Source organism: Streptomyces sp. NPDC005799, assembly GCF_040630525.1.
Taxonomy (GTDB): Bacteria; Actinomycetota; Actinomycetes; order Streptomycetales; family Streptomycetaceae; genus Streptomyces; species Streptomyces griseorubiginosus_B.
Map to the genome: position 1 here is coordinate 40,102 of NZ_JBEXXQ010000055.1, position 17,381 is coordinate 57,482.

19 protein-coding genes are annotated in these 17,381 nt (G+C 70.6%); 16 read left to right on the forward strand and 3 right to left on the reverse strand.

The genetic code is table 11. From position 1 onward, the window contains the following. Nucleotides 1-427: 427 nt before the first annotated feature. The 7 genes from ABZ453_RS39440 to ABZ453_RS39470 all read left to right on the forward strand — a co-directional run bounded on the left by ABZ453_RS39440 (nucleotide 428) and on the right by ABZ453_RS39470 (nucleotide 6,950). Nucleotides 428-1,618 carry an ATP-binding protein gene (locus ABZ453_RS39440; RefSeq protein ID WP_359022991.1) on the forward strand — a complete coding sequence of 397 codons (1,191 nt, stop codon included), beginning with the start codon at nucleotides 428-430 and terminating at the stop codon, nucleotides 1,616-1,618. Beyond that, nucleotides 1,615-2,460, forward strand: coding sequence for a roadblock/LC7 domain-containing protein (locus ABZ453_RS39445; protein ID WP_359022993.1), 846 nt, complete (start codon nucleotides 1,615-1,617; stop codon nucleotides 2,458-2,460). Before ABZ453_RS39440 ends, ABZ453_RS39445 begins: the two co-directional genes overlap by 4 nt. Then, a complete protein-coding gene (locus tag ABZ453_RS39450; RefSeq protein ID WP_133049787.1) occupies nucleotides 2,453-2,842 on the forward strand; it encodes a DUF742 domain-containing protein in 390 nt (129 codons plus the stop codon). The genes ABZ453_RS39445 and ABZ453_RS39450 overlap by 8 nt, the downstream gene beginning before the upstream one ends. A gap of 3 nt (nucleotides 2,843-2,845) precedes the next feature. Next, nucleotides 2,846-3,406 (forward strand): ATP/GTP-binding protein, encoded by a 561-nt coding sequence (locus tag ABZ453_RS39455; protein ID WP_359022996.1) that lies wholly within the window; start codon nucleotides 2,846-2,848, stop codon nucleotides 3,404-3,406. A 10-nt stretch (nucleotides 3,407-3,416) separates the two neighbouring features. Next, nucleotides 3,417-4,787 (forward strand): cytochrome P450, encoded by a 1,371-nt coding sequence (locus ABZ453_RS39460; RefSeq protein WP_359022998.1) that lies wholly within the window; start codon nucleotides 3,417-3,419, stop codon nucleotides 4,785-4,787. Between the two features lie 121 nt (nucleotides 4,788-4,908). Beyond that, nucleotides 4,909-6,159, forward strand: a complete 1,251-nt coding sequence (locus ABZ453_RS39465) for a cytochrome P450 (protein ID WP_359023000.1) — start codon at nucleotides 4,909-4,911, stop codon at nucleotides 6,157-6,159. Then, nucleotides 6,156-6,950 carry an enoyl-CoA hydratase/isomerase family protein gene (locus ABZ453_RS39470; protein ID WP_356766057.1) on the forward strand — a complete coding sequence of 265 codons (795 nt, stop codon included), beginning with the start codon at nucleotides 6,156-6,158 and terminating at the stop codon, nucleotides 6,948-6,950. Before ABZ453_RS39465 ends, ABZ453_RS39470 begins: the two co-directional genes overlap by 4 nt. Before the next feature lie 102 nt (nucleotides 6,951-7,052). Here the strand turns inward: ABZ453_RS39470 and ABZ453_RS39475 are convergent, their stop codons facing one another. Beyond that, entirely contained in the window at nucleotides 7,053-7,691 is a 639-nt protein-coding gene (locus ABZ453_RS39475) for a DUF4232 domain-containing protein (protein ID WP_359023002.1), read from the reverse strand. Between the two features lie 194 nt (nucleotides 7,692-7,885). Between ABZ453_RS39475 and ABZ453_RS39480 the strand changes: the two genes are divergently transcribed. After that, entirely contained in the window at nucleotides 7,886-9,619 is a 1,734-nt protein-coding gene (locus tag ABZ453_RS39480) for an alkaline phosphatase D family protein (RefSeq protein WP_359023061.1), read from the forward strand. Between the two features lie 15 nt (nucleotides 9,620-9,634). Then, nucleotides 9,635-11,287 (forward strand): VCBS repeat-containing protein, encoded by a 1,653-nt coding sequence (locus ABZ453_RS39485; RefSeq protein WP_359023004.1) that lies wholly within the window; start codon nucleotides 9,635-9,637, stop codon nucleotides 11,285-11,287. Here ABZ453_RS39485 and ABZ453_RS39490 read toward each other — a convergent pair. Next, nucleotides 11,203-11,517, reverse strand: coding sequence for a hypothetical protein (locus ABZ453_RS39490; protein WP_359023006.1), 315 nt, complete (start codon nucleotides 11,515-11,517; stop codon nucleotides 11,203-11,205). The genes ABZ453_RS39485 and ABZ453_RS39490 overlap by 85 nt on opposite strands. A 131-nt stretch (nucleotides 11,518-11,648) precedes the next feature. Between ABZ453_RS39490 and ABZ453_RS39495 the strand changes: the two genes are divergently transcribed. The 5 genes from ABZ453_RS39495 to ABZ453_RS39515 all read left to right on the forward strand — a co-directional run bounded on the left by ABZ453_RS39495 (nucleotide 11,649) and on the right by ABZ453_RS39515 (nucleotide 15,315). Then, a complete protein-coding gene (locus ABZ453_RS39495; protein WP_359023008.1) occupies nucleotides 11,649-11,930 on the forward strand; it encodes a cupin domain-containing protein in 282 nt (93 codons plus the stop codon). 480 nt (nucleotides 11,931-12,410) lie between these two features. Continuing rightward, on the forward strand, nucleotides 12,411-12,749 hold the full coding sequence (locus tag ABZ453_RS39500; protein WP_359023010.1) for a MerR family transcriptional regulator: 339 nt from the start codon (nucleotides 12,411-12,413) through the stop codon (nucleotides 12,747-12,749). Nucleotides 12,750-12,982: 233 nt separating this feature from the next. Continuing rightward, nucleotides 12,983-13,186, forward strand: a complete 204-nt coding sequence (locus tag ABZ453_RS39505; RefSeq protein WP_007383480.1) for a cold-shock protein — start codon at nucleotides 12,983-12,985, stop codon at nucleotides 13,184-13,186. A gap of 187 nt (nucleotides 13,187-13,373) precedes the next feature. Continuing rightward, the gene (locus ABZ453_RS39510; protein WP_359023013.1) at nucleotides 13,374-14,828 is read left to right on the forward strand and encodes a DEAD/DEAH box helicase; all 1,455 of its coding nucleotides are present in this window, start codon (nucleotides 13,374-13,376) and stop codon (nucleotides 14,826-14,828) included. Between the two features lie 193 nt (nucleotides 14,829-15,021). Next, nucleotides 15,022-15,315, forward strand: coding sequence for an SCO5918 family protein (locus ABZ453_RS39515; protein WP_359023015.1), 294 nt, complete (start codon nucleotides 15,022-15,024; stop codon nucleotides 15,313-15,315). A 27-nt stretch (nucleotides 15,316-15,342) separates the two neighbouring features. On the opposite strand, the gene arsM is transcribed toward ABZ453_RS39515, so the two are convergent. Further along, the gene (gene arsM, locus ABZ453_RS39520; RefSeq protein ID WP_359023017.1) at nucleotides 15,343-16,218 is read right to left on the reverse strand and encodes an arsenite methyltransferase; all 876 of its coding nucleotides are present in this window, start codon (nucleotides 16,216-16,218) and stop codon (nucleotides 15,343-15,345) included. A 105-nt stretch (nucleotides 16,219-16,323) separates the two neighbouring features. Here arsM and ABZ453_RS39525 point away from each other — a divergent pair, with 105 nt between their 5' ends. Beyond that, nucleotides 16,324-16,698 carry a metalloregulator ArsR/SmtB family transcription factor gene (locus ABZ453_RS39525; RefSeq protein ID WP_359023019.1) on the forward strand — a complete coding sequence of 125 codons (375 nt, stop codon included), beginning with the start codon at nucleotides 16,324-16,326 and terminating at the stop codon, nucleotides 16,696-16,698. Between the two features lie 184 nt (nucleotides 16,699-16,882). Then, on the forward strand, nucleotides 16,883-17,305 hold the full coding sequence (locus tag ABZ453_RS39530; RefSeq protein ID WP_359023021.1) for an arsenate reductase ArsC: 423 nt from the start codon (nucleotides 16,883-16,885) through the stop codon (nucleotides 17,303-17,305). Nucleotides 17,306-17,381 lie beyond the last annotated feature (76 nt).

Here is a 17,381-nt window from a genome sequence, read left to right on the forward strand (position 1 = left end):
CCCCTGCCAGACTCGCACATCGCACCGGCCCGGAGGCGAAAGGACCGGTCAAGACCTGCGGCACCGGAACGGCTCCTCACCACTGATCAATACGGGTGATCGACCTGACGTTCCCGGGTGAATTCTCCGTGAACGTTGCCCGGTGGCGTCGTGGCATTCCCGCAGCATGCTCCAGCTCCCCCAACTTGACCTATTAGACGGCGTGTTGAAGTTGCGCAGGAAGGGGAGGGCGGCTCTTGGAAGCGTGACTTCCGGTGGTAGCATCCCCGCATCTGCGACCTTGATCCACTCACTTCAGGCGCTGACTTGAGGTCAGCCTGCTCTCCGCGCCACCGCGCTCGGGCAGGCGCTGTGTGTGTCGCGGGTGCGTACTCGCGGGGGAGTGCATCCGTCTACGTCTGCATTTCATGCGTCGGGAAAGGTTTCCATGAGTCGAGACGTGCTTGCGTGGTGCCTGGTTGCGGTGACGGCGATAGCCGTCGCGGTGATCGTGGTGCTCGTCGTCCGCAACAGGGCCCTGGGGGAGAGAAAGCGACAGACCGAGGCATCGCTGACGAGCCAGCTCAACGCCGCCCAGACCCAAGTGCTGTCTGTTCAGGCCGCCTTGCAGAAGTACCAGCAGGAGTTCGATGGCACGATCCGGGAGGCCGAGGAGGCCTCCGAGGAGAGCACCAAGGCGGTGCTGAAGGGCTCGGCCCGCTTCCTGCAGGGTCTGGCCGCCGAGCAGATGGCGGTCCTGGAGGAGCTCCAGCGCAAGTACGGCGGCCACGCGGTGCTCGGCGATCTTCTGGAAGTGACCCACGCCAACGCGCAGATGCAGCGCAAGTCGCAGGGCATCGCCGTGCTGTGCGGTGCGCCGGTCGGCCGCCGCAACCGGGCCGCGAGCGTCTACGACGTGGTGCGCAGCGCGCAGGCGCAGATCCGCAGCTTCCGCCGCGTCGAGATCATGCAGCAGACCGGTTTCGCGCTGAAGGCGTCCGCGGTCTCGCCAGTCTCCCTCGCGGTGGCCGAGCTGCTGGACAACGCGGCGAGCTTCTCGCAGCAGGACGCGCCGATCGAGGTGACCTTCCAGCGCGTCCAGCGCAACCTGTGCATCATCATCGACGACGCCGGCGTCGGCATGAACGACGAGGACCGGCAGCGGGCCAGCGCCCTGCTCTCCGGTGACTTCGTCCCGCGGCTGTCGCAGCTGGGCACCCAGCCGAAGTTCGGTTTCCCCCTGATCGGCCTCCTCGCCCGCCAGCACGGCTTCCGGGTGGACGTCACCGGTGTCTCCCGCTACGGCGGAGTCCGCGCCGTGGTGCTGCTGCCCGAGGAGCTGTGGACGGAGGAGCAGCCCTCCCCGGTCGACCAGGCCACCCCGGTGAGCATCGTCCGAGGGGCCGACGGCGGGACGGGTGACAGGCCCCGCACGGTGCACGGGCTGCCCAAGCGGACCAGTCGGCAGACGCCCGTCGCGGGCGTCTCGGGTCAGGACGGGCGCGCGCCGTCCCGGGCGGGCCAGGACGCGGGCCGCGCCTCCGGCCGCAGTCTGGGCGCCCTCGGTGCCCTGCAGCGAGGCACGCTCTCGGGCCGCAACCTCGACTCCGCGTCCAGCGAAGGGTCCCAAGACGCATGACCACCGACCTGTCGTGGATGCTCACGGACATCGTGACCAATGTGCCCAAGGCACGTCACGTCGTCCTGCTCTCCGCGGACGGCATCCCCCGCGGGGCCACCGACGGCCTGCTGGAGAGGGATGTCGAGACCATCTCCGCCGCCATGGCCGGGATGCAGTCGCTCAGCCGGGCCACGGCGCACTTCATCGAGCCGGTGGAGGACCCGCAGTGGCACCAGACGATCATTGAGTTCTCCCACGGGTGGATCTTCCTGATCGGCGCGGGGCAGGGGGCCTACCTGGCCGCCGCCGCGGAACCCGACGTCGACATCCAGCAGATCTCCTTCCGTATGCACCGGCTCGTCGCCCGGCTGGGAAACAACCTGACCGCGCCGCCGCGTGTGGAGGCGGAGGAGCCGCCTCAGGGCGCGGCCGGCACGGCCCGGGACGCGGGCGCCGACCGTTCGGGACTGGTCCTTGACGACCTCGACGAGGTGATCGCCGACGTGCGCGGAGCCCGGCACGCCGTGCTCCTCGGGATCAACGGCCTTCCCCGCGGGGCGACTTCGGGCATCAACCGGGATCTCGTGGACACCATCTCCGCGGCCATGACGGGCATTCACGCCTACAGCCGTGTGACGTCCCGGTTCGCGGGCGTTCAAGACGACGCCGGGTGGCGGCAGACGGTCATCGAGTTCCAGCACGGCTGGATCTTCCTGATCGCGGCCAGCGGCGGCTCCTTGCTGGCCGCGGCCGCCGAACACGACACCGACATCGAGGAGTTCACCACTCGCCTGCACCAGGCGGTGGCCCGGCTGGGCGAGTACCGGATGCCGCGGGAGGGGGTGCGCAGCGATGTCTGACGAGTACGGGCAGGAGCCGCATCTGGAACTGACGTCCTCATTAGTGCCACTGTTCGTGATCACGAACGGGCGTGCTCTGCCTCCGGACCAGGAGTACGAGCGCACCGCTCTCGTGACCGCGCGCAAGGAGGGCGCCGCCGCGGCCCGCACGCTGTCGCCGGAAGGCCAGGTGATCATGGACCTGGTCGCCGACGGCTTCCTGTCCGTGGCCGAGGTGGCCGGCCATACGCACCTGCCCCTGGGTGTCGTGCGCATTCTCCTGGCACAGCTGGAGGAGAGCGGTCTCGTCCTCGTCAGAAAGCCCGTGCCGCGCGCCGATCCTCTCGACCGAGAGCTGCTCGGTGCCGTCCTCGATGGCCTGAAATCCCGATTCGGAGCGTAGCCCGTGTACCTGGATCCAGACGTCCTGCGCTCGGTGAAGATCCTCGTCGTGGGGCCCTTCGGAGTCGGCAAGACCACCTACATCGGCAACATCTCCGAGATCGAACCCCTGCAGACCGAGGAAGAGATCACCGAGGCCAGCGTGGGCTTCGACGACCTCTCCCGCACACCCGACAAGACGACCACGACCGTCGCCATGGACTTCGGCCGGCTCACCCTCAGCGAGGAGCTGGTCCTCTACATCTTCGGAACGCCCGGACAGGAGCGCTTCAAGGAGATGTGGGAGGAACTCTCCCGGGGAGCGCTGGGCGCGCTGGTCATCGTCGACCCCCAGCGGTTGGACGAGTCCTTCGCCGTGCTGGATCTGGTCGAGCGGTTCGGCCTGACCTACGCCATCGGCGTCAACCACTTCGAGGGCGCCACCACGTATCCGCTCGACGAGGTCCGCGAGGCGCTGAACCTGCCCGCGGACACCCCGGTCGTGGCCTGCGACGTGCGCGACCAGCACTCGGCGGCCCAGGCCCTCATCACCCTCGTGCAGCACCTGAAGTCCCTTCTCGCCTAGGAGCCCCGCCATGCACCAGCACGACGACGCGCAGGAGATACCGCCCGGGTGCCCAGCCCACGGCAAGGTCCCGCTGTACGGCCCCCAGTTCGGCTCCGACCCCGAGGCCACCTACGCCTACCTGCGCTCCCTCGGCCCCAGCGCCGCCGTGGACATCGCGCCCGAGGTCGAGGTCGAGCTGGTCACCAGCTACGACGCCGCCCTGTACATCCTGCAGAACCCCGGCTCCTTCGTCCGTGACTCGCGCCGCTGGAACGCGCTGAACGAGGGGCGCGTGCCCGAGGACAGCCCGGCGCTGCCCATGATGGGATACCGGCCCAACGCGCTGTTCAGCGACGGAGCGGCGCACGCCCGTCTGCGCCAGGCGGTCGTCGACAGTCTCGCCACCGTCAACGAACTCAAGCTCGTACGGCAGACCCAGCAGTCCGCCGACTACCTGATCAGCCAGTTCGGGGCCGAGCCGCGCGGCCAGGCCGAGTTGATGGCCGCCTACGCCCAGCCGCTGCCGCTGCTGGTCTTCAGTGATCTGTTCGGCTGCCCGCCGGAGCTCGGCGACCGGGTGATCGTCGGCATCAGCGGCATCTTCGAGGGGACCCCCGGCGCGGACGAGGTGCTGGGCGGGGCCCTCGCGGAGCTGATCGCCCTCAAGCGCCGCCGGCCCGGTTACGACCTGACGACGAAGCTGATGGAGCACCCCGCCCAGCTGACCGACGAGGAGGTGCTGCACCAGCTGGTCACCCTGCTGTCCGGCGGCACCGCGCCGCTGGCGGCCGCCATCGGCACCAGCGCCGCGCTGTTCCTCAGCGAGGACGGCCAGGCCGCGCTGCCCGTCGAGGACGCCGTCGCCCGGACTCTGTGGAACTACGCGCCGATCGCCAACTACGCGGGCCACTACGCCACCCACGACGTCGAGTTGGGCGGCCGGGTCCTCAAGGCGGGCGACCCCATCCTGATCTGCTTCGCGGCGGCCAATACCGACCCGAAGCTGGCTCAGCACCGCGAACAGCTCAGCACCAAGGCGCACTTGGCCTTCGGTGCGGGCCCGCACGCGTGCCCCGCGAAGGACCCCGCCTTCATGATCGCGGTCACCGCCGTCGAGTCCCTCCTCAACCGGCTGCCGGACATCGAGATGCGGGTCCCGTTCAAGGACCTGACCTGGGCACCGACCCCCTGGAGCCGCTCCCTGGTGACCCTGCCGGTGCGATTCACACCGCGGACCCTGCGCGCGGCGGCCGCCGCCGATCCGGCGCGTGCCCACACGGCGCAGCCGACCGCGGCCGCTCCCCAGCGGACCGCGACGCCGACGCCTCAGGCACCCAAGGCCCCCGCGCAGCCCCGGGGTCTGTTCAGCCGATTCCTGGCATGGACCAGAGGGGAATGACCAAGGGAATTGACGAACACAAGTGACGAAGGTAACCCTCACTTAACTCGGTATAGTGGATGGTTCAATTTACCCATGGGTACGTATGGCGGCTGATTCCCCAAGAAAAGGAGCCGTCATCGTGGTGGTTGACGCACACCCGTCGCACGACCGCCGTTCGGCCGTCGCCCTCTTCTCCCGTCTCCGCACGGCGAAGGGGCAGGCCGACCCCTTCCCCCTCTATGCGCAACTCCGCTCCATGGGCCCGGTCACCCCGGCCCCGTGGGGCGGCCTGCTCGTGACCGGCTTCGACATGTGTGACCAGGTACTGCGCGACCGCGAGTGGCTGGAGCCGGACAAGCGCTGGCGCGAGAGCCAGGGCCCGCGCACCCGCTGGAGCGCCCCCTCCTCGCGGGAGATGAGCAACACCATGCCCGCGCTCAATCCCCCTGAACACACCCGAATACGCAGGGCGGCCGGCACGTTCGGCCGCACTGCCATGCAGCGGATCGGCCGGATGATCAGTCAGGCCACCGATCAGCTCCTGACCTCGCTGGCCGAGCAACTCCACCACGGAGAGGCGGACTTCGTCGCCCTCGTCAGCGAGGAACTCCCGGTGGCCGCCATCGGCGACTGGCTGGAGGTGCCGGCCGCCGACCGGCCCCGACTGCGCGAACTGACCCACGACCAGGTCTTCACCCAGGAACTGCTGCCGACAGCCAGCCAGTTGGCGCTCTCCGACGCGGCCACGGCCGAACTGCGGGCCTACTTCACCGACTTGGTCCGCCAGCGGCGCAAACGCCCCGGCGAGGACCCCGTGTCGATGTGGATCCAGACCTGGGACACCCTGGAACCCGACCGCGACAAGGCCGACCAAGCCGTCTATTTCATCGCCCTCTTCGTCCTCCTCGCCGCGCTCGAGACCACCTCGACGCTGCTGTCGACGATGGTCCTGCGGCTCGTCGAGCATCCCGAGCGCTGGGACCAGCTCGCCGCCGACCCCTCCCTCGTCCCCGCGTTCGTCGAAGAGACCCTGCGCCACGACCCGCCCACGCACGTGATCAGCCGGATCGCCGCCACCGACAACGTGATCGGCGGATTCCCCGTCCGCGGGGACGACATGATCCACCTCATGGTGGGCGCGGCACACCGGGACCCGACCCGGCACCCGGATCCGGACCGGTTCGACCTCCGGCGCGAGCGGCCCGACCATCTCGCCTTCAGCGGCGGCATCCACTACTGCCTGGGCGCACCCCTCGCCCGCCTCGAGGCGCAGACCCTCCTCCACCACCTGCTCAGACGCCTGCCCCGCCTCACCCTGGTACGACGCCCGTCCTGGGCGCCCCGGGTCGCGTTCCGGCGTCTGCTGAACCTGGACGTCACCTTCGCATGAACGAAACCGGCGACACCCTCCTCGCCCGCGCGCACAAGACCGTGGCCGTCGACCAGGACGGCCCGGTGCTCCACGTACGCCTCAACCCCACCCGGCAGGACGACACGCTCGGCGTCGCCGTCCTGGACGACCTCATCGCCGTACTCGACGACCTCCACGGGCGGCCCGACATCCGCGTTCTGGTGCTGTCCTCCGAGGGGGACGACTTCTGCCTGGGAGCCGACCGCACCGAATACGAGACGGCACTGGCCACGGACCCGACCGGCGCCGCACTGCGGCGGATCACGGACCGGGCCCACCGGCTGTGCAACGCCCTGGAGACCACTCACGCGATCACCATCGCCCGCCTCCACGGCAAGGTGATCGGTGCCGGTCTCGCGCTCGCCGCCTTCTGCGACCTGCGGGCAGCCGCCGACACCTGCCGCTTCCGGATGCCGGAGGTGGGCCTCGGTCTCCCGCCGGCCTGGGGTGGAGCCATGGGCCGCCTGATCTCCGAGGCGGGCGTCGCCAGGATCCGCGAACTCCTGCTGACCTGCGACGTGTTCGACGCGGACACCGCCCACCGGCTCGGCCTGGTCCATGAGATCGCGCCCCTCGACCAACTGGACAAGAAAGTCGGCGCATGGACGCGGCCCCTGCTGAGGCGCTCGCCGGAAGCCCTCGTCCTGACCAAACGCATGCTCGCCGGCTACGCACGCGCCGACCGCACGGCCGACGTGTCCCTGCTCGACTCCCACCTCCTGACCCCGTATCTCGTCCCGATCCGAAACCAGGGTCCGGCCGCCGACTGAGAACTCCTCGAAGGGCGCGGCCGAAAGGACGCGCATCGCCGCGGGCGACGACCCGAGTTCGTCGCCCGCGGCGATCGCGTATCCCTGTGGAGCGAGCCGGTCCTACGAGGCGGTGAACGCCTTCACGCGGACACCGGTGTCGCAGATGCGCACGGTCGTCTTCTTCCCGCCGCCGCCCGTGAACGCCGGGCCGAGGGGGCGGGACTCGCCGGGCGGGACGACGTCGACGCCCGCGACGACGTCACAGTCTTCGACGCTGGTGAAGGTGAGCGCGGCGGAAGCGGAATCACCGGGGGAGAGGCTGACCTTCGCGGCGTCGGCGGCCGACCCGGCCCAGTCGACCGGGAGTTCCATGCGGCCGGCCGTCCCGACGAACATGAGGGACGGGAAGCCGCGCACCGTGCACGAGCCGTCCCCCTTGTTGGTGATCACGACCGAGGCCCGGCCCTGACCGGTGCTGACGGCCGTGCCCTTGAGGTCCTTGGTGCGGCAGTGGTCGGCCGCGGGGCTCGGCAGGGAGTCCGCTCCGAAGAGCACCCCGGCCGACGGGGACGCCGTACCACCGCTCTCGGCCCGGCCCTTGGCCGCCGTATCCGACGAACTCGACGAGCCCGGCGACCTCGAAGCGGAACCGCTTTCCGGACGGTCCGCCGACCCGGGCGACGACGAGGAGGAGGCCGACGAACACCCCGCCGCCCCGACGAGCACCAGGAGGGTGACGGCGATCGGTAGTCGGCGCATGGCTCCTGCCTGCTGTCGGACGGACGCTGTTGAACGGACGGTTTCGAGCAGATTGACGGCCCGGGACTCGCAAGGGTGAGCGTATTGCATAGAATCCTCGCCGATCACGTTCACCGGCGCTGCGGAGCGTGCACCGCCACGGGGGGAGAGGTACGCGCGTGCAGTCGAGCAGCGACGCCACGGGCACCGACGGGATGCGCAGAAGGCGCTTTCTCGGCGCGGGGGCCCTCACGCTGGGAGCCGCCGGCGCGGTGGCGGGCGGACAGCTCCTGACCGGGAACGCCTCGGCCTCGGTGGGCGGTTCGACGGCACCGGCCGGTGCCGGTGCGTCGGTCTCCGGCACGGTCTTCAAACTGGGCGTCGCCTCCGGTGACCCGCTGCCCACCGCGATCGTGCTGTGGACCCGGGTGACACCCGTCAACCAGGGCAACTCCGGGATCCTGCCGTCCAGTGTCCCGGTGACCTGGGAGCTGGCCTCGGACAGCGGCTTCACCAAGATCGTCAAGAGCGGTACGGCGACGGCGAGCAGCAGCCTCGCGCACAGCGTCCACGTCGACGTGACGGGCCTCACCCCGGCGACCGACTACTGGTACCGGTTCAAGGCGCTCGGTCACACCTCCCGCACCGGACGCACCCGCACGGCACCCGCCGCCGGGAGCACTCCGGAGAAGCTGCGGATCGCGCTCGCCTCCTGCCAGAACTGGCAGCACGGCTACTTCACCGCCTACCAGGACATGCGCGCCCAGAGGCCCGACCTGGTGCTGTTCGTCGGTGACTACATCTACGAGAGCTCCGCCTTCTCCTACCGGGTACGCCGTCACGAGGGCTCGGCCGCTCCCGTCACCCTCGCCGAGTACCGCTCCCGCCACGAGCAGTACAACACCGACCCGGACCTGCAGGCGATGCGCGCCGACGCCCCCTTCGTCGTCGTCTACGACGACCACGAGGTCGAGAACGACTGGGCCGGCGACGTGGCGAACGACCCGGCCGCCTGGCCCACCGACAAGTTCCTGGCCCGTAGGGCGGCCGCCTTCCAGGCCTTCTACGAGCACATGCCGATCCGCTCCGCGCAGAAGCCCAACGGCCCGGACGTTCTGATGTACCGCAAGCTCGACTTCGGGTCCCTGGCCCGGCTGCACGTCCTGGACACCCGCCAGTACCGCGACGACCAGGCCACTACCCAGCAGGGCGCCATGGCGAGCGGCCGCGTCATCATGGGTGACACCCAGCGCGACTGGCTCGTCGACAGCATGCGCACCTCGGGCAAGCGATGGAACCTCGTCGCCTCCCAGGTGATGATGGCCGAGACCGACATCCTCGCCGGCGAGGGCAAGGAGTGGCTCTACGACGCCTGGGACGGCTACCAGGTCGAACGCAACGCCCTGCTCGCCGACTTCAAGGACGTCCGCAACCCCGTGGTGCTCTCCGGCGACCGCCACCGCACCATCGTCAGCGACCTCAAACTGGACTACTCCGACCCCGGTTCGACGGTCGTCGGCGCGGAGTTCGTCGGCACCTCCATCTCCAGCAACGGCGACGAGGACCTCGAGGCCTTCGCCGCCGAGTGGGCGCCCAAGCTGGCGGACAACCCGCACTGGAAGATGATCGACGCCCGCCGCGGCTATCTGCTCCTGGACATCACCCCGACCGGCATCGACGCCCAACTGCGAGCCATCTCAACGGTGTTGACCAAGAACGGTACGACCAGTACGGCAGCGACCTTCCGGGTCGACAACGGGGTGCCGGGCGTCCACCGGGCCGACGCGCAGCCGGAGGCACCGGCGAGCGAGAGCGCGGACGCACCCTCGAGCCCGACGGATCGGGCGACCCCGACGGACACGACCGAATCGCCGACCGAGAGCCCCGCCGGCAGCTCCACCGGCACCTCCACCGAGGTGTCACCCACCGACGTGACGACCACCGCCTGACTCCCGGGAGAGAACGTGCTCACCCTTCGATCCCGGCGCGACGGGAACCACCGACACCGGCGCCCCGTCGCCGTCAAGGCGTCCCTGCTCGCCGGCACCGCGGCCGTGCTCGTGGCCGGCGTGCTGACGGTGCTGCCCTCCGACGCGGACGCGAGCGGGCCGGCCCGCGGCGACTTCGACGGCGACGGCACCTCGGACCTCGTCTACCGCAATGTGGCGGGCCAGTTGTACATCAACACCGGTTCGGCCGAGACCATGGCCCTCGACGCGGACGTCTCCAAGGTCAAGGACGTCCTGGCCCCGGGCGACCTCGACGGCGACGGCGTCCAGGACGTGCTCACCCTGAGCTCCAGTGGTGTCCTGTCCTTCCACTACGGCATCTTCGCCCGCGTCCCCGGCGGTCTGGGCTCACGCAAGACGGTCGCCACCGGCTGGCAGGTCTACAACAAGATCGCCGCTCCGGGTGACATGAACGGCGACGGCAAGGTCGACCTGCTGGCCCGCACCCCCGCCGGAACCCTGTACTTCTGTCCGGGCCTGGGCACCGGGGCCTTCGGCAGCCGGGTCAAGATCGGCACCGGCTGGCAGCAGTACGACGAACTGATCGGCGCCGGCGACCTGAACCGGGACGGTGTGGGCGACCTGCTGGCCCGTACTCCGGCCGGCGTCCTCTACCGGTACCTGGGCAAGAAGGGCGGCACCTTCAACGCCAAGGTCAAGGACTCCAGGACCGAGTGGGGGTCGTACAACCAGATCGTCGGAGGCGGCGACTGGGACGGCAACGGCAAGACCGACCTGCTGGCCCGGGACTACTCCGGCAACCTCTGGTTCTACGCGGGCAACGGCAACGGCACCTTCGCGACCCGCGCCGCCCGCAGCAAGGGCTGGGGCGGGGTGACGCAGTTCGCGGGGGCGGGTGAGACCCCGCACTTCGGCAAGTACGGGATCATGGCCCGTACGTCGTCGGGGTCCGTCTACAGCTACCAGGTCACCGGCACCGGCAACCTGAGCGGCAAGCTGCTGATCGGATCGTCCTGGCCGACGTCCTCCACCCGCCTCGCCTACGCCTCCTCCCTGCGCGACAGCGGCCTGGGCGACCTGGTCGTCCACTCCGTCAGCAACGGCAAGCTGACCAACCCGGCGTTCTACGCCCTCACCGACCCGCTGATCGCCGCCGGCTCCACGACGTACAGCCGGATCGTCGGCCCCGGCGACGTCACGGGGGACGGCAAGGGCGACCTGCTGGCCGTGACCGGCTCCGGCACGCTCTACCTCTACGCGGGCAACGGTTCCGGCACCTCCGTCGCCGGGCGGGTGAAGCTGGGCACCGGCTGGCAGCAGTACAACGCCCTGGTCGGCGGCGGCGACATCACCGGCGACGGCCGCCCCGACCTCCTGGCCCGCGACTCCTCCGGCGCCCTGTGGCGCTACGCGGGCACGGGCAGCGCGTCCGCTCCCTTCTCGGCCCGCGTCAAGATCGGCACCGGCTGGCAGCAGTACAAGAAGCTCTTCTCGCCGGGGGACGCCAACGGTGACGGCAAGGCCGACCTCATGGCCACCAACTCCTCCGGCGCCCTGTACTTCTACGCCGGCACCGGCACCGGCACCTTCAAGGGCCGCGTGACGAAGGCGACGAGCGGTTGGAGCAGCTGGTCGGACCTGCTGTGACCCCGGCCCACCGCCTGCAACTGCTCGGCGGTGTCGTCGAGGGGCTGGATGCCGCGCTTGGCGCGGCACATGGCGAGGACGGGGCAGCCCGTCCGGAAGTCGCTGTCCACGACGATCTTGCGCCATAGGGCGAGGAAGGCCCGCAGGCCGGCCACCTGGCCCGCCGCCGGTTCCGTGCGCAGGCCGCGCCAGACCCGCGCGCCCGTGTAGCGGACGACTTCCGTCGCCAACTGCTGCTTGCCGTCATGGTCTCAGGCGGTGGGGTGCTGCTCTGCCGGGCTGACGGCTTCGTGACGTCTACATCGACGCCGTCGCCGCCGCGCGGGAGCCGTCCCGGGTCGGCGCCAACCTCGTGCACTTCATGCCCGGCGCGCGCACCCACTGGCACCGGCACCCGCTCGGCCAGACCGTGTTCGTGACCGAGGGGGTCGGTCTGTGCCGGCGCCGGGGCGGGCCGATCGAGGTCATCCGGCCCGGCGACCGCGTCCTGTTCGAGGCCGACGAGGAGCGCTGGCACGGCGCCGCCCCCGACCGCCTCATGGTCCACCTCGCCATCAACGAGAGCGATACCGACCGCGACGTCGTCCACTGGCTGACCCCCGTCACCGACGAGGAGTACGCCACCGCCCCGGCCACCGGCTGACCTGCCGCCCCGAACCGGCCACCCGCGTCCCGAGGTGCGCCTGCGGATGCGCGTCGACGCGGCAGCCGCCGCGCCGCTGTCGTGCGCCGGCATCACCGCCCACGCCCGGCTACGCCGGTGGGGCGCGAGATGCTCGACTTCTGCGGCGAGCACGGCATCGGCGCGGACGGCGAGGTGATCTCCGCGGAGGATCAACGAGGCATGCGGGCGGGTTCCTGGCCTCAGGAGGCCTGCGGGCGGGTTCCTGGCCTCAGGCGTCCGCTGCCGCTTCGTCATCGACACGAGCATCATCGCCCGAGCGGACGACCGCCGACGCCGACGGGGTGTCATCGCCCGGCTCCTCGCCGTGGGGAAAGTCTGTCACGGCGAGGCCAGATCTTCGGGGCTGCGGGACTAGGGTTGGGGGGTACCAGGCACCTGGCGCCGATTCCCTCGGCCGCCCGTGCCGGTTCCTTCGGAGCCCCGAAACGAAAGGCGGCCATGCCCGCTGAGAACGCCCCTGTCGCCGGGAACCTCGACGACGACGACTACCCCGCGTACACCATGGGGCGCGCCGCCGACGTTCTCGGCACCACCCCCGCCTTCCTGCGGGCCGTCGGCGAAACCGAGTTGATCGCTCCGCTGCGGTCGGGAGGCGGTCACCGCCGGTACTCCCGCCGCCAGCTGCGCGCCGCCGCACGCGCGCGCGAGCTCGTCGACCAGGGCACGCCCGTCGAGGCCGCCTGCCGCATCGTCTCCCTCGAGGACCAGCTCGACGACGCCCTCCGGCTGAGCCGGGAGCTGCGCCGCAAGCTGGACGAGGACGGCGCGAATATCTAGTACCGCCGGAACAGAAATGCGGGTCACGGCAGGGTGAGAATAGCTGGATGCCCGCGAAAACCCAGGACGTCTCCCCGCCCGACCTGTGTTAGCGTGACTACGGTTGCAGTTTTGGTTGCCAGAGACTTGTTTCTTTGCAGAGCTTTCCGGATCTTTCCGGAGGGGTGATCATCGCGGCGACTCGGATTCCGTAAAGTGCGGAACCCGGCACTGCCCCCAAAGGGAGATTCAATATGGCATCTGGCACCGTGAAGTGGTTCAACGCGGAAAAGGGCTTCGGCTTCATCGAGCAGGACGGCGGCGGCGCTGACGTGTTCGCCCACTACTCGAACATCGCCACCAGCGGCTTCCGCGAGCTTCAGGAAGGCCAGAAGGTTACCTTCGACGTCACGCAGGGCCAGAAGGGCCCGCAGGCCGAGAACATCGTTCCCGCCTGACACACACGCGTCGCGTTCCACGTGATCGGGGCCCGCACCCAGGGTGCGGGCCCCGTTTCGTTGCATTTTCACGGCAGACCACGCCAGATCCACGGCACCCGGGCAGGCCCATTCTTGCGAATCTCGGTACGGCGCCGCGCCGCCTCCCGGAATTCCTCGACACGTGCCGCATCGAGGAAGGTTCCGCATGGACCGCAAGAGTCGCACGACCGATGACGTCGCCCGCTCCCAGCGTGAGAACCCGGCGCGCCGCAACACGCGTGCCCGTCCGGGCGAGAGCGGGTGGAGCGGCCGTAGGAGCCGTTCCACCGTGTCTCGTTCCGCCGCGTCCCGCGAAGAGGTCGCGCCCTCGGCCGCCTCCCCGTCTCTGCCCCCTGCCGACTCCTTCGCCGACCTTGATCTGCCCGAGCCGCTGCGGGCCGCACTGCTGGCCAAGGGGGTGACGGCGCCGTTCCCCATCCAGGCGGCGACCCTGCCGAACTCGCTGGCAGGCCGTGATGTGCTGGGCCGTGGGCGTACCGGTTCGGGCAAGACGCTCGCCTTCGGGCTCGCCCTGCTCGTCCGCATCCACGGGCGCATGGCCGAGCCTCGCCGGCCGCTGGCCCTCGTCCTGGTCCCCACCCGAGAACTGGCACAGCAGGTCACCGACGCGCTCACCCCCTACGCCCGGGCGCTGCGCCTGCGGCTCGCGACCGTGGTCGGCGGTCTGTCCATCGGCCGGCAGGCGAGCGCGCTGCGCGCCGGCGCCGAGGTCGTCGTCGCGACACCCGGGCGGCTGAAGGACCTCATCGTCCGGGGCGACTGCCGTGTGGACCAGGTCGCCGTCAGCGTCCTCGACGAGGCCGACCAGATGGCCGACATGGGATTCATGCCGCAGGTCACCGCCCTGCTCGACCAGGTGCCCGCCGACGGTCAGCGGATGCTGTTCTCAGCCACCCTCGACCGGGACGTCGACCGCCTGGTGCGGAGGTACCTGCACGACCCCGTCGTGCATTCGGTCGACCCCGCCGCGAGCGCGGTCACCACGATGGAGCACCACGTGCTGCACGTCGAGGAGGAGGACAAGCACGCCACCGCGGCCCGTATCGCGGCCCGCGAGGGGCGGGTCCTGCTGTTCCTCGACACCAAGCACGCGGCGGACCGGCTGGCGAAGAAGCTGCTGGCGGTCGGGGTGCGCGCTGCCTCGCTGCACGGCGGCAAGTCCCAGTCGCAGCGCAGCCGCACGCTCGCCCAGTTCAAGGACGGCCAGGTCACGGCCCTGGTCGCCACCAACGTCGCGGCCCGCGGCATCCACGTCGACGATCTCGACCTCGTCGTGAACGTCGACCCGCCCGGCGACCACAAGAACTACCTGCACCGCGGCGGCCGTACCGCACGGGCCGGCGCGTCCGGCACCGTCGTCACCCTGGTCCTCGGGCATCAACGGCGCGCGATGAGCCGTCTGCTGGCCGACGCCGGCGTCACCGCGCGCACCGTCCGCACCCGCTCGGGCGACGCCGAGCTGAGCCGTATCACCGGAGCCCGGGCGCCGTCCGGCACGCCCGTCACCGTCCCCGCCCCGGTCACCGCCGGACCGGGACGCACCCGCTCCTCCGGGCGCCGCCGAGCCGGGCAGCCCGCCCGGCCCCGGCGGACCGGATGAGACCCGGTCTCCCCGCGCGCCCCGCAGAAGACCCGTCCCGGAGGAGAAGGGCCGCCGTCGGGGTGCCGGCGCCGGACGTGTCACGCGTGATCGGTGAACACGGCCACACCCTGGGCGTCCTCGCCCCTCTGTCCTGACTGCCCGTACGTCGTCGGCCCGCCCGGCGGCGCTGTCTCATCCCTGTGGAGGCACCATGCGCTGTGTCATCGCCCGTTACCCCTTCGACCTCACCAAGAGCGAGGTCGAGCAGTCGATGCGGGGCATCAAGCCCGAGGACGTCGTCGGCGTGTCCGTGACCATCGGCCGTCGCACCTACCCCGTCATGCAGGTCGGCGAGGTGATCACCCGGCAGGACCGCCGTGACTTCACCGCGGGGGAGGTCCGCAGGGCGCTGGTCCGCCTCGGCTTCACCTGCCACGAGGCGCCGCCGGCCCCGTCCGTGGATCTGCCCGCGCCCTGGGAGACGACGGCCACGCCGTGGACGTGAGCCGTAACGACGGCCCTGACGGCGATATCAGTGCCGACACGCGCACCCGGCCGCGTTCTTGGCCTCGCTCACGGTGACGGACGGGTCGGCCGACTGTTCCGCCGGGGTGCAGCAGGCGCTCACTCCGCAGCAGGACCCGGCCGGGTCCGTGCCGGCGGCGGGCTTGGTGGCACGGACGACGGCGGAGTGCATGCCGTCGGCGACCGTGTGCGTCGGGGTGATATCGATGTTCGAGAACCCGGCGGACTCCAGGCCCGCGCGGTACTCGCTGAAGGAGAGCGCGCCGGCGATGCAGCCGACGTGGTCGCCGCGCTCGGCCCGCTGCTGCACGGTGAGCGTGTCGTCGGCGACGACGTCAAAGACGCCGATCCGGCCGCCGGGCCTGAGGACACGGAACGTCTCCGCGAATACCGCCGGCTTGTCGACCGACAGGTTGATCACGCAGTTGGAGATGACGACGTCGACGGTGCCCGCGGGCAGGGGGATCGCCTCGATGGCGCCCTTGAGGAACTCCACGTTCGTAGCGCCCGCCCTCGCGGCGTTGGCCAGGGCGAGTTCGAGCATCTCGTCGGTCATGTCCAGTCCGTAGGCCTTGCCGGTCGGCCCGACTCGGCGGGCGGACAGCAGGACGTCGATCCCGCCGCCGGAACCGAGATCGAGCACGCGCTCGCCCTCGCGCAGTTCGGCCACGGCCGTCGGGTTGCCGCAGCCGAGTGAGGCGGCCAGGGCCTCGGCGGGCAGGGTGTCGCGCTCGTCGGCGGCGTACAGGTTCGAGCCGAAGTTCTCGTCGGCCTCGACGGGCTCGGGCCCGCAACACGCGCTACTTCCCTCGGTGACCTTGGTGGCGGCCGCCGCGTACCGCTGACGGACGGCCTCGCGCAGGTTGGTGGACTGCTCGCTCATGACGTACTCCCGGTTGACGAGCCTCTACACAGGCCCGGAACGGCTTGTATTGACGTTCATTGATGCAAGCTTGCGCCTTGATTCGAAAGACGTCAACATAGAGGAATGTCGAAACAAGAGCTCCAGGTGCTGGGGCAGGACGCCGCCTGCTGTGCCGGCCTGTCCGCCGCGCCGTTGGACGAGGACCGGGCCACCGACCTGGCCAAGGTCTTCAAGGCGCTCGGTGATCCCGTCCGACTGCGCCTGATGTCGATGATCGCCTCGCGCGGTCGGGGCGGCGAGGTCTGTGTGTGCGAGCTGACCCCCGCCTTCGACCTGTCCCAGCCGACGATCTCCCACCACCTCAAGCTGCTGCGACAGGCCGGGCTCATCGACTGCGAGCGGCGCGGCACCTGGGTGTACTACTGGGTGCTGCCCGGCGTCCTGGACCGGCTCGCCGCCTTCCTCACCACCCCGCAACCCGCCGGGACCGCCGCGTGAAGTCCTCCCTCGGCCGTCGGCTCGCCGGGGAGGCGATCACCGAGTCCTCCCTCGGCCGTCGGCTCGCCGGGAGGCGATCACCGGTATCGGCTCCTTCGCCGGAATCCCGCCCGCCTCCGTCCCGCCCGCGGAAGCCGAACCCGCCCCTTCCCGACCGCACTCCGCCTTCCGAGAAAGCCCCGCCATGAGCACGTCCGCCCCTCGCCCCTCGGTGCTGTTCGTCTGCGTGCACAACGCCGGCCGCTCCCAGATGGCGGCCGCGTTCCTCTCCCACCTCGCGGGCGAGAGGGTCGAGGTCCGCTCGGCCGGGTCCGCCCCCGCCGACGCCGTCAACCCCGCCGTCGTCGAGGCGATGAGCGAGGTCGGCATCGACATCTCCGCGCGGACCCCGAAGATCCTCACCACCGAGGCCGTCCAGGCCTCCGACGTCGTCATCACCATGGGATGCGGCGACGCCTGCCCCGTCTTCCCCGGCAAGCGGTACCTCGACTGGCGGCTCGAGGACCCGGCCGGGCGCGGCGTGGAGGCCGTACGCCCCATCCGCGACGCGATCGAGACCCGCGTCCGTGCGCTGATCGGGGAGGTGACATCCGGGATCTGGGAGTGATATGGATCACCAAAAATCTGCCCACCGCACGCAACTGCGACGCATGCCGTAGTCATCTGACTAGGAGTCGGGGCCC

Coding starts and splice junctions, on each gene's coding strand:
- ABZ453_RS39530 (WP_359023021.1), top strand. CDS start 16,883: ATGAGCACGTCCGCCCCTCGCCCCTCGGTGCTGTTCGTCTGCGTGCAC.
- ABZ453_RS39495 (WP_359023008.1), top strand. CDS start 11,649: ATGCCCGGCGCGCGCACCCACTGGCACCGGCACCCGCTCGGCCAGACC.
- arsM (WP_359023017.1), bottom strand. CDS start 16,218: ATGAGCGAGCAGTCCACCAACCTGCGCGAGGCCGTCCGTCAGCGGTAC.
- ABZ453_RS39475 (WP_359023002.1), bottom strand. CDS start 7,691: ATGCGCCGACTACCGATCGCCGTCACCCTCCTGGTGCTCGTCGGGGCG.
- ABZ453_RS39450 (WP_133049787.1), top strand. CDS start 2,453: ATGTCTGACGAGTACGGGCAGGAGCCGCATCTGGAACTGACGTCCTCA.
- ABZ453_RS39505 (WP_007383480.1), top strand. CDS start 12,983: ATGGCATCTGGCACCGTGAAGTGGTTCAACGCGGAAAAGGGCTTCGGC.
- ABZ453_RS39445 (WP_359022993.1), top strand. CDS start 1,615: ATGACCACCGACCTGTCGTGGATGCTCACGGACATCGTGACCAATGTG.
- ABZ453_RS39470 (WP_356766057.1), top strand. CDS start 6,156: ATGAACGAAACCGGCGACACCCTCCTCGCCCGCGCGCACAAGACCGTG.
- ABZ453_RS39500 (WP_359023010.1), top strand. CDS start 12,411: ATGCCCGCTGAGAACGCCCCTGTCGCCGGGAACCTCGACGACGACGAC.
- ABZ453_RS39510 (WP_359023013.1), top strand. CDS start 13,374: ATGGACCGCAAGAGTCGCACGACCGATGACGTCGCCCGCTCCCAGCGT.
- ABZ453_RS39480 (WP_359023061.1), top strand. CDS start 7,886: ATGCGCAGAAGGCGCTTTCTCGGCGCGGGGGCCCTCACGCTGGGAGCC.
- ABZ453_RS39515 (WP_359023015.1), top strand. CDS start 15,022: ATGCGCTGTGTCATCGCCCGTTACCCCTTCGACCTCACCAAGAGCGAG.
- ABZ453_RS39440 (WP_359022991.1), top strand. CDS start 428: ATGAGTCGAGACGTGCTTGCGTGGTGCCTGGTTGCGGTGACGGCGATA.
- ABZ453_RS39525 (WP_359023019.1), top strand. CDS start 16,324: ATGTCGAAACAAGAGCTCCAGGTGCTGGGGCAGGACGCCGCCTGCTGT.
- ABZ453_RS39460 (WP_359022998.1), top strand. CDS start 3,417: ATGCACCAGCACGACGACGCGCAGGAGATACCGCCCGGGTGCCCAGCC.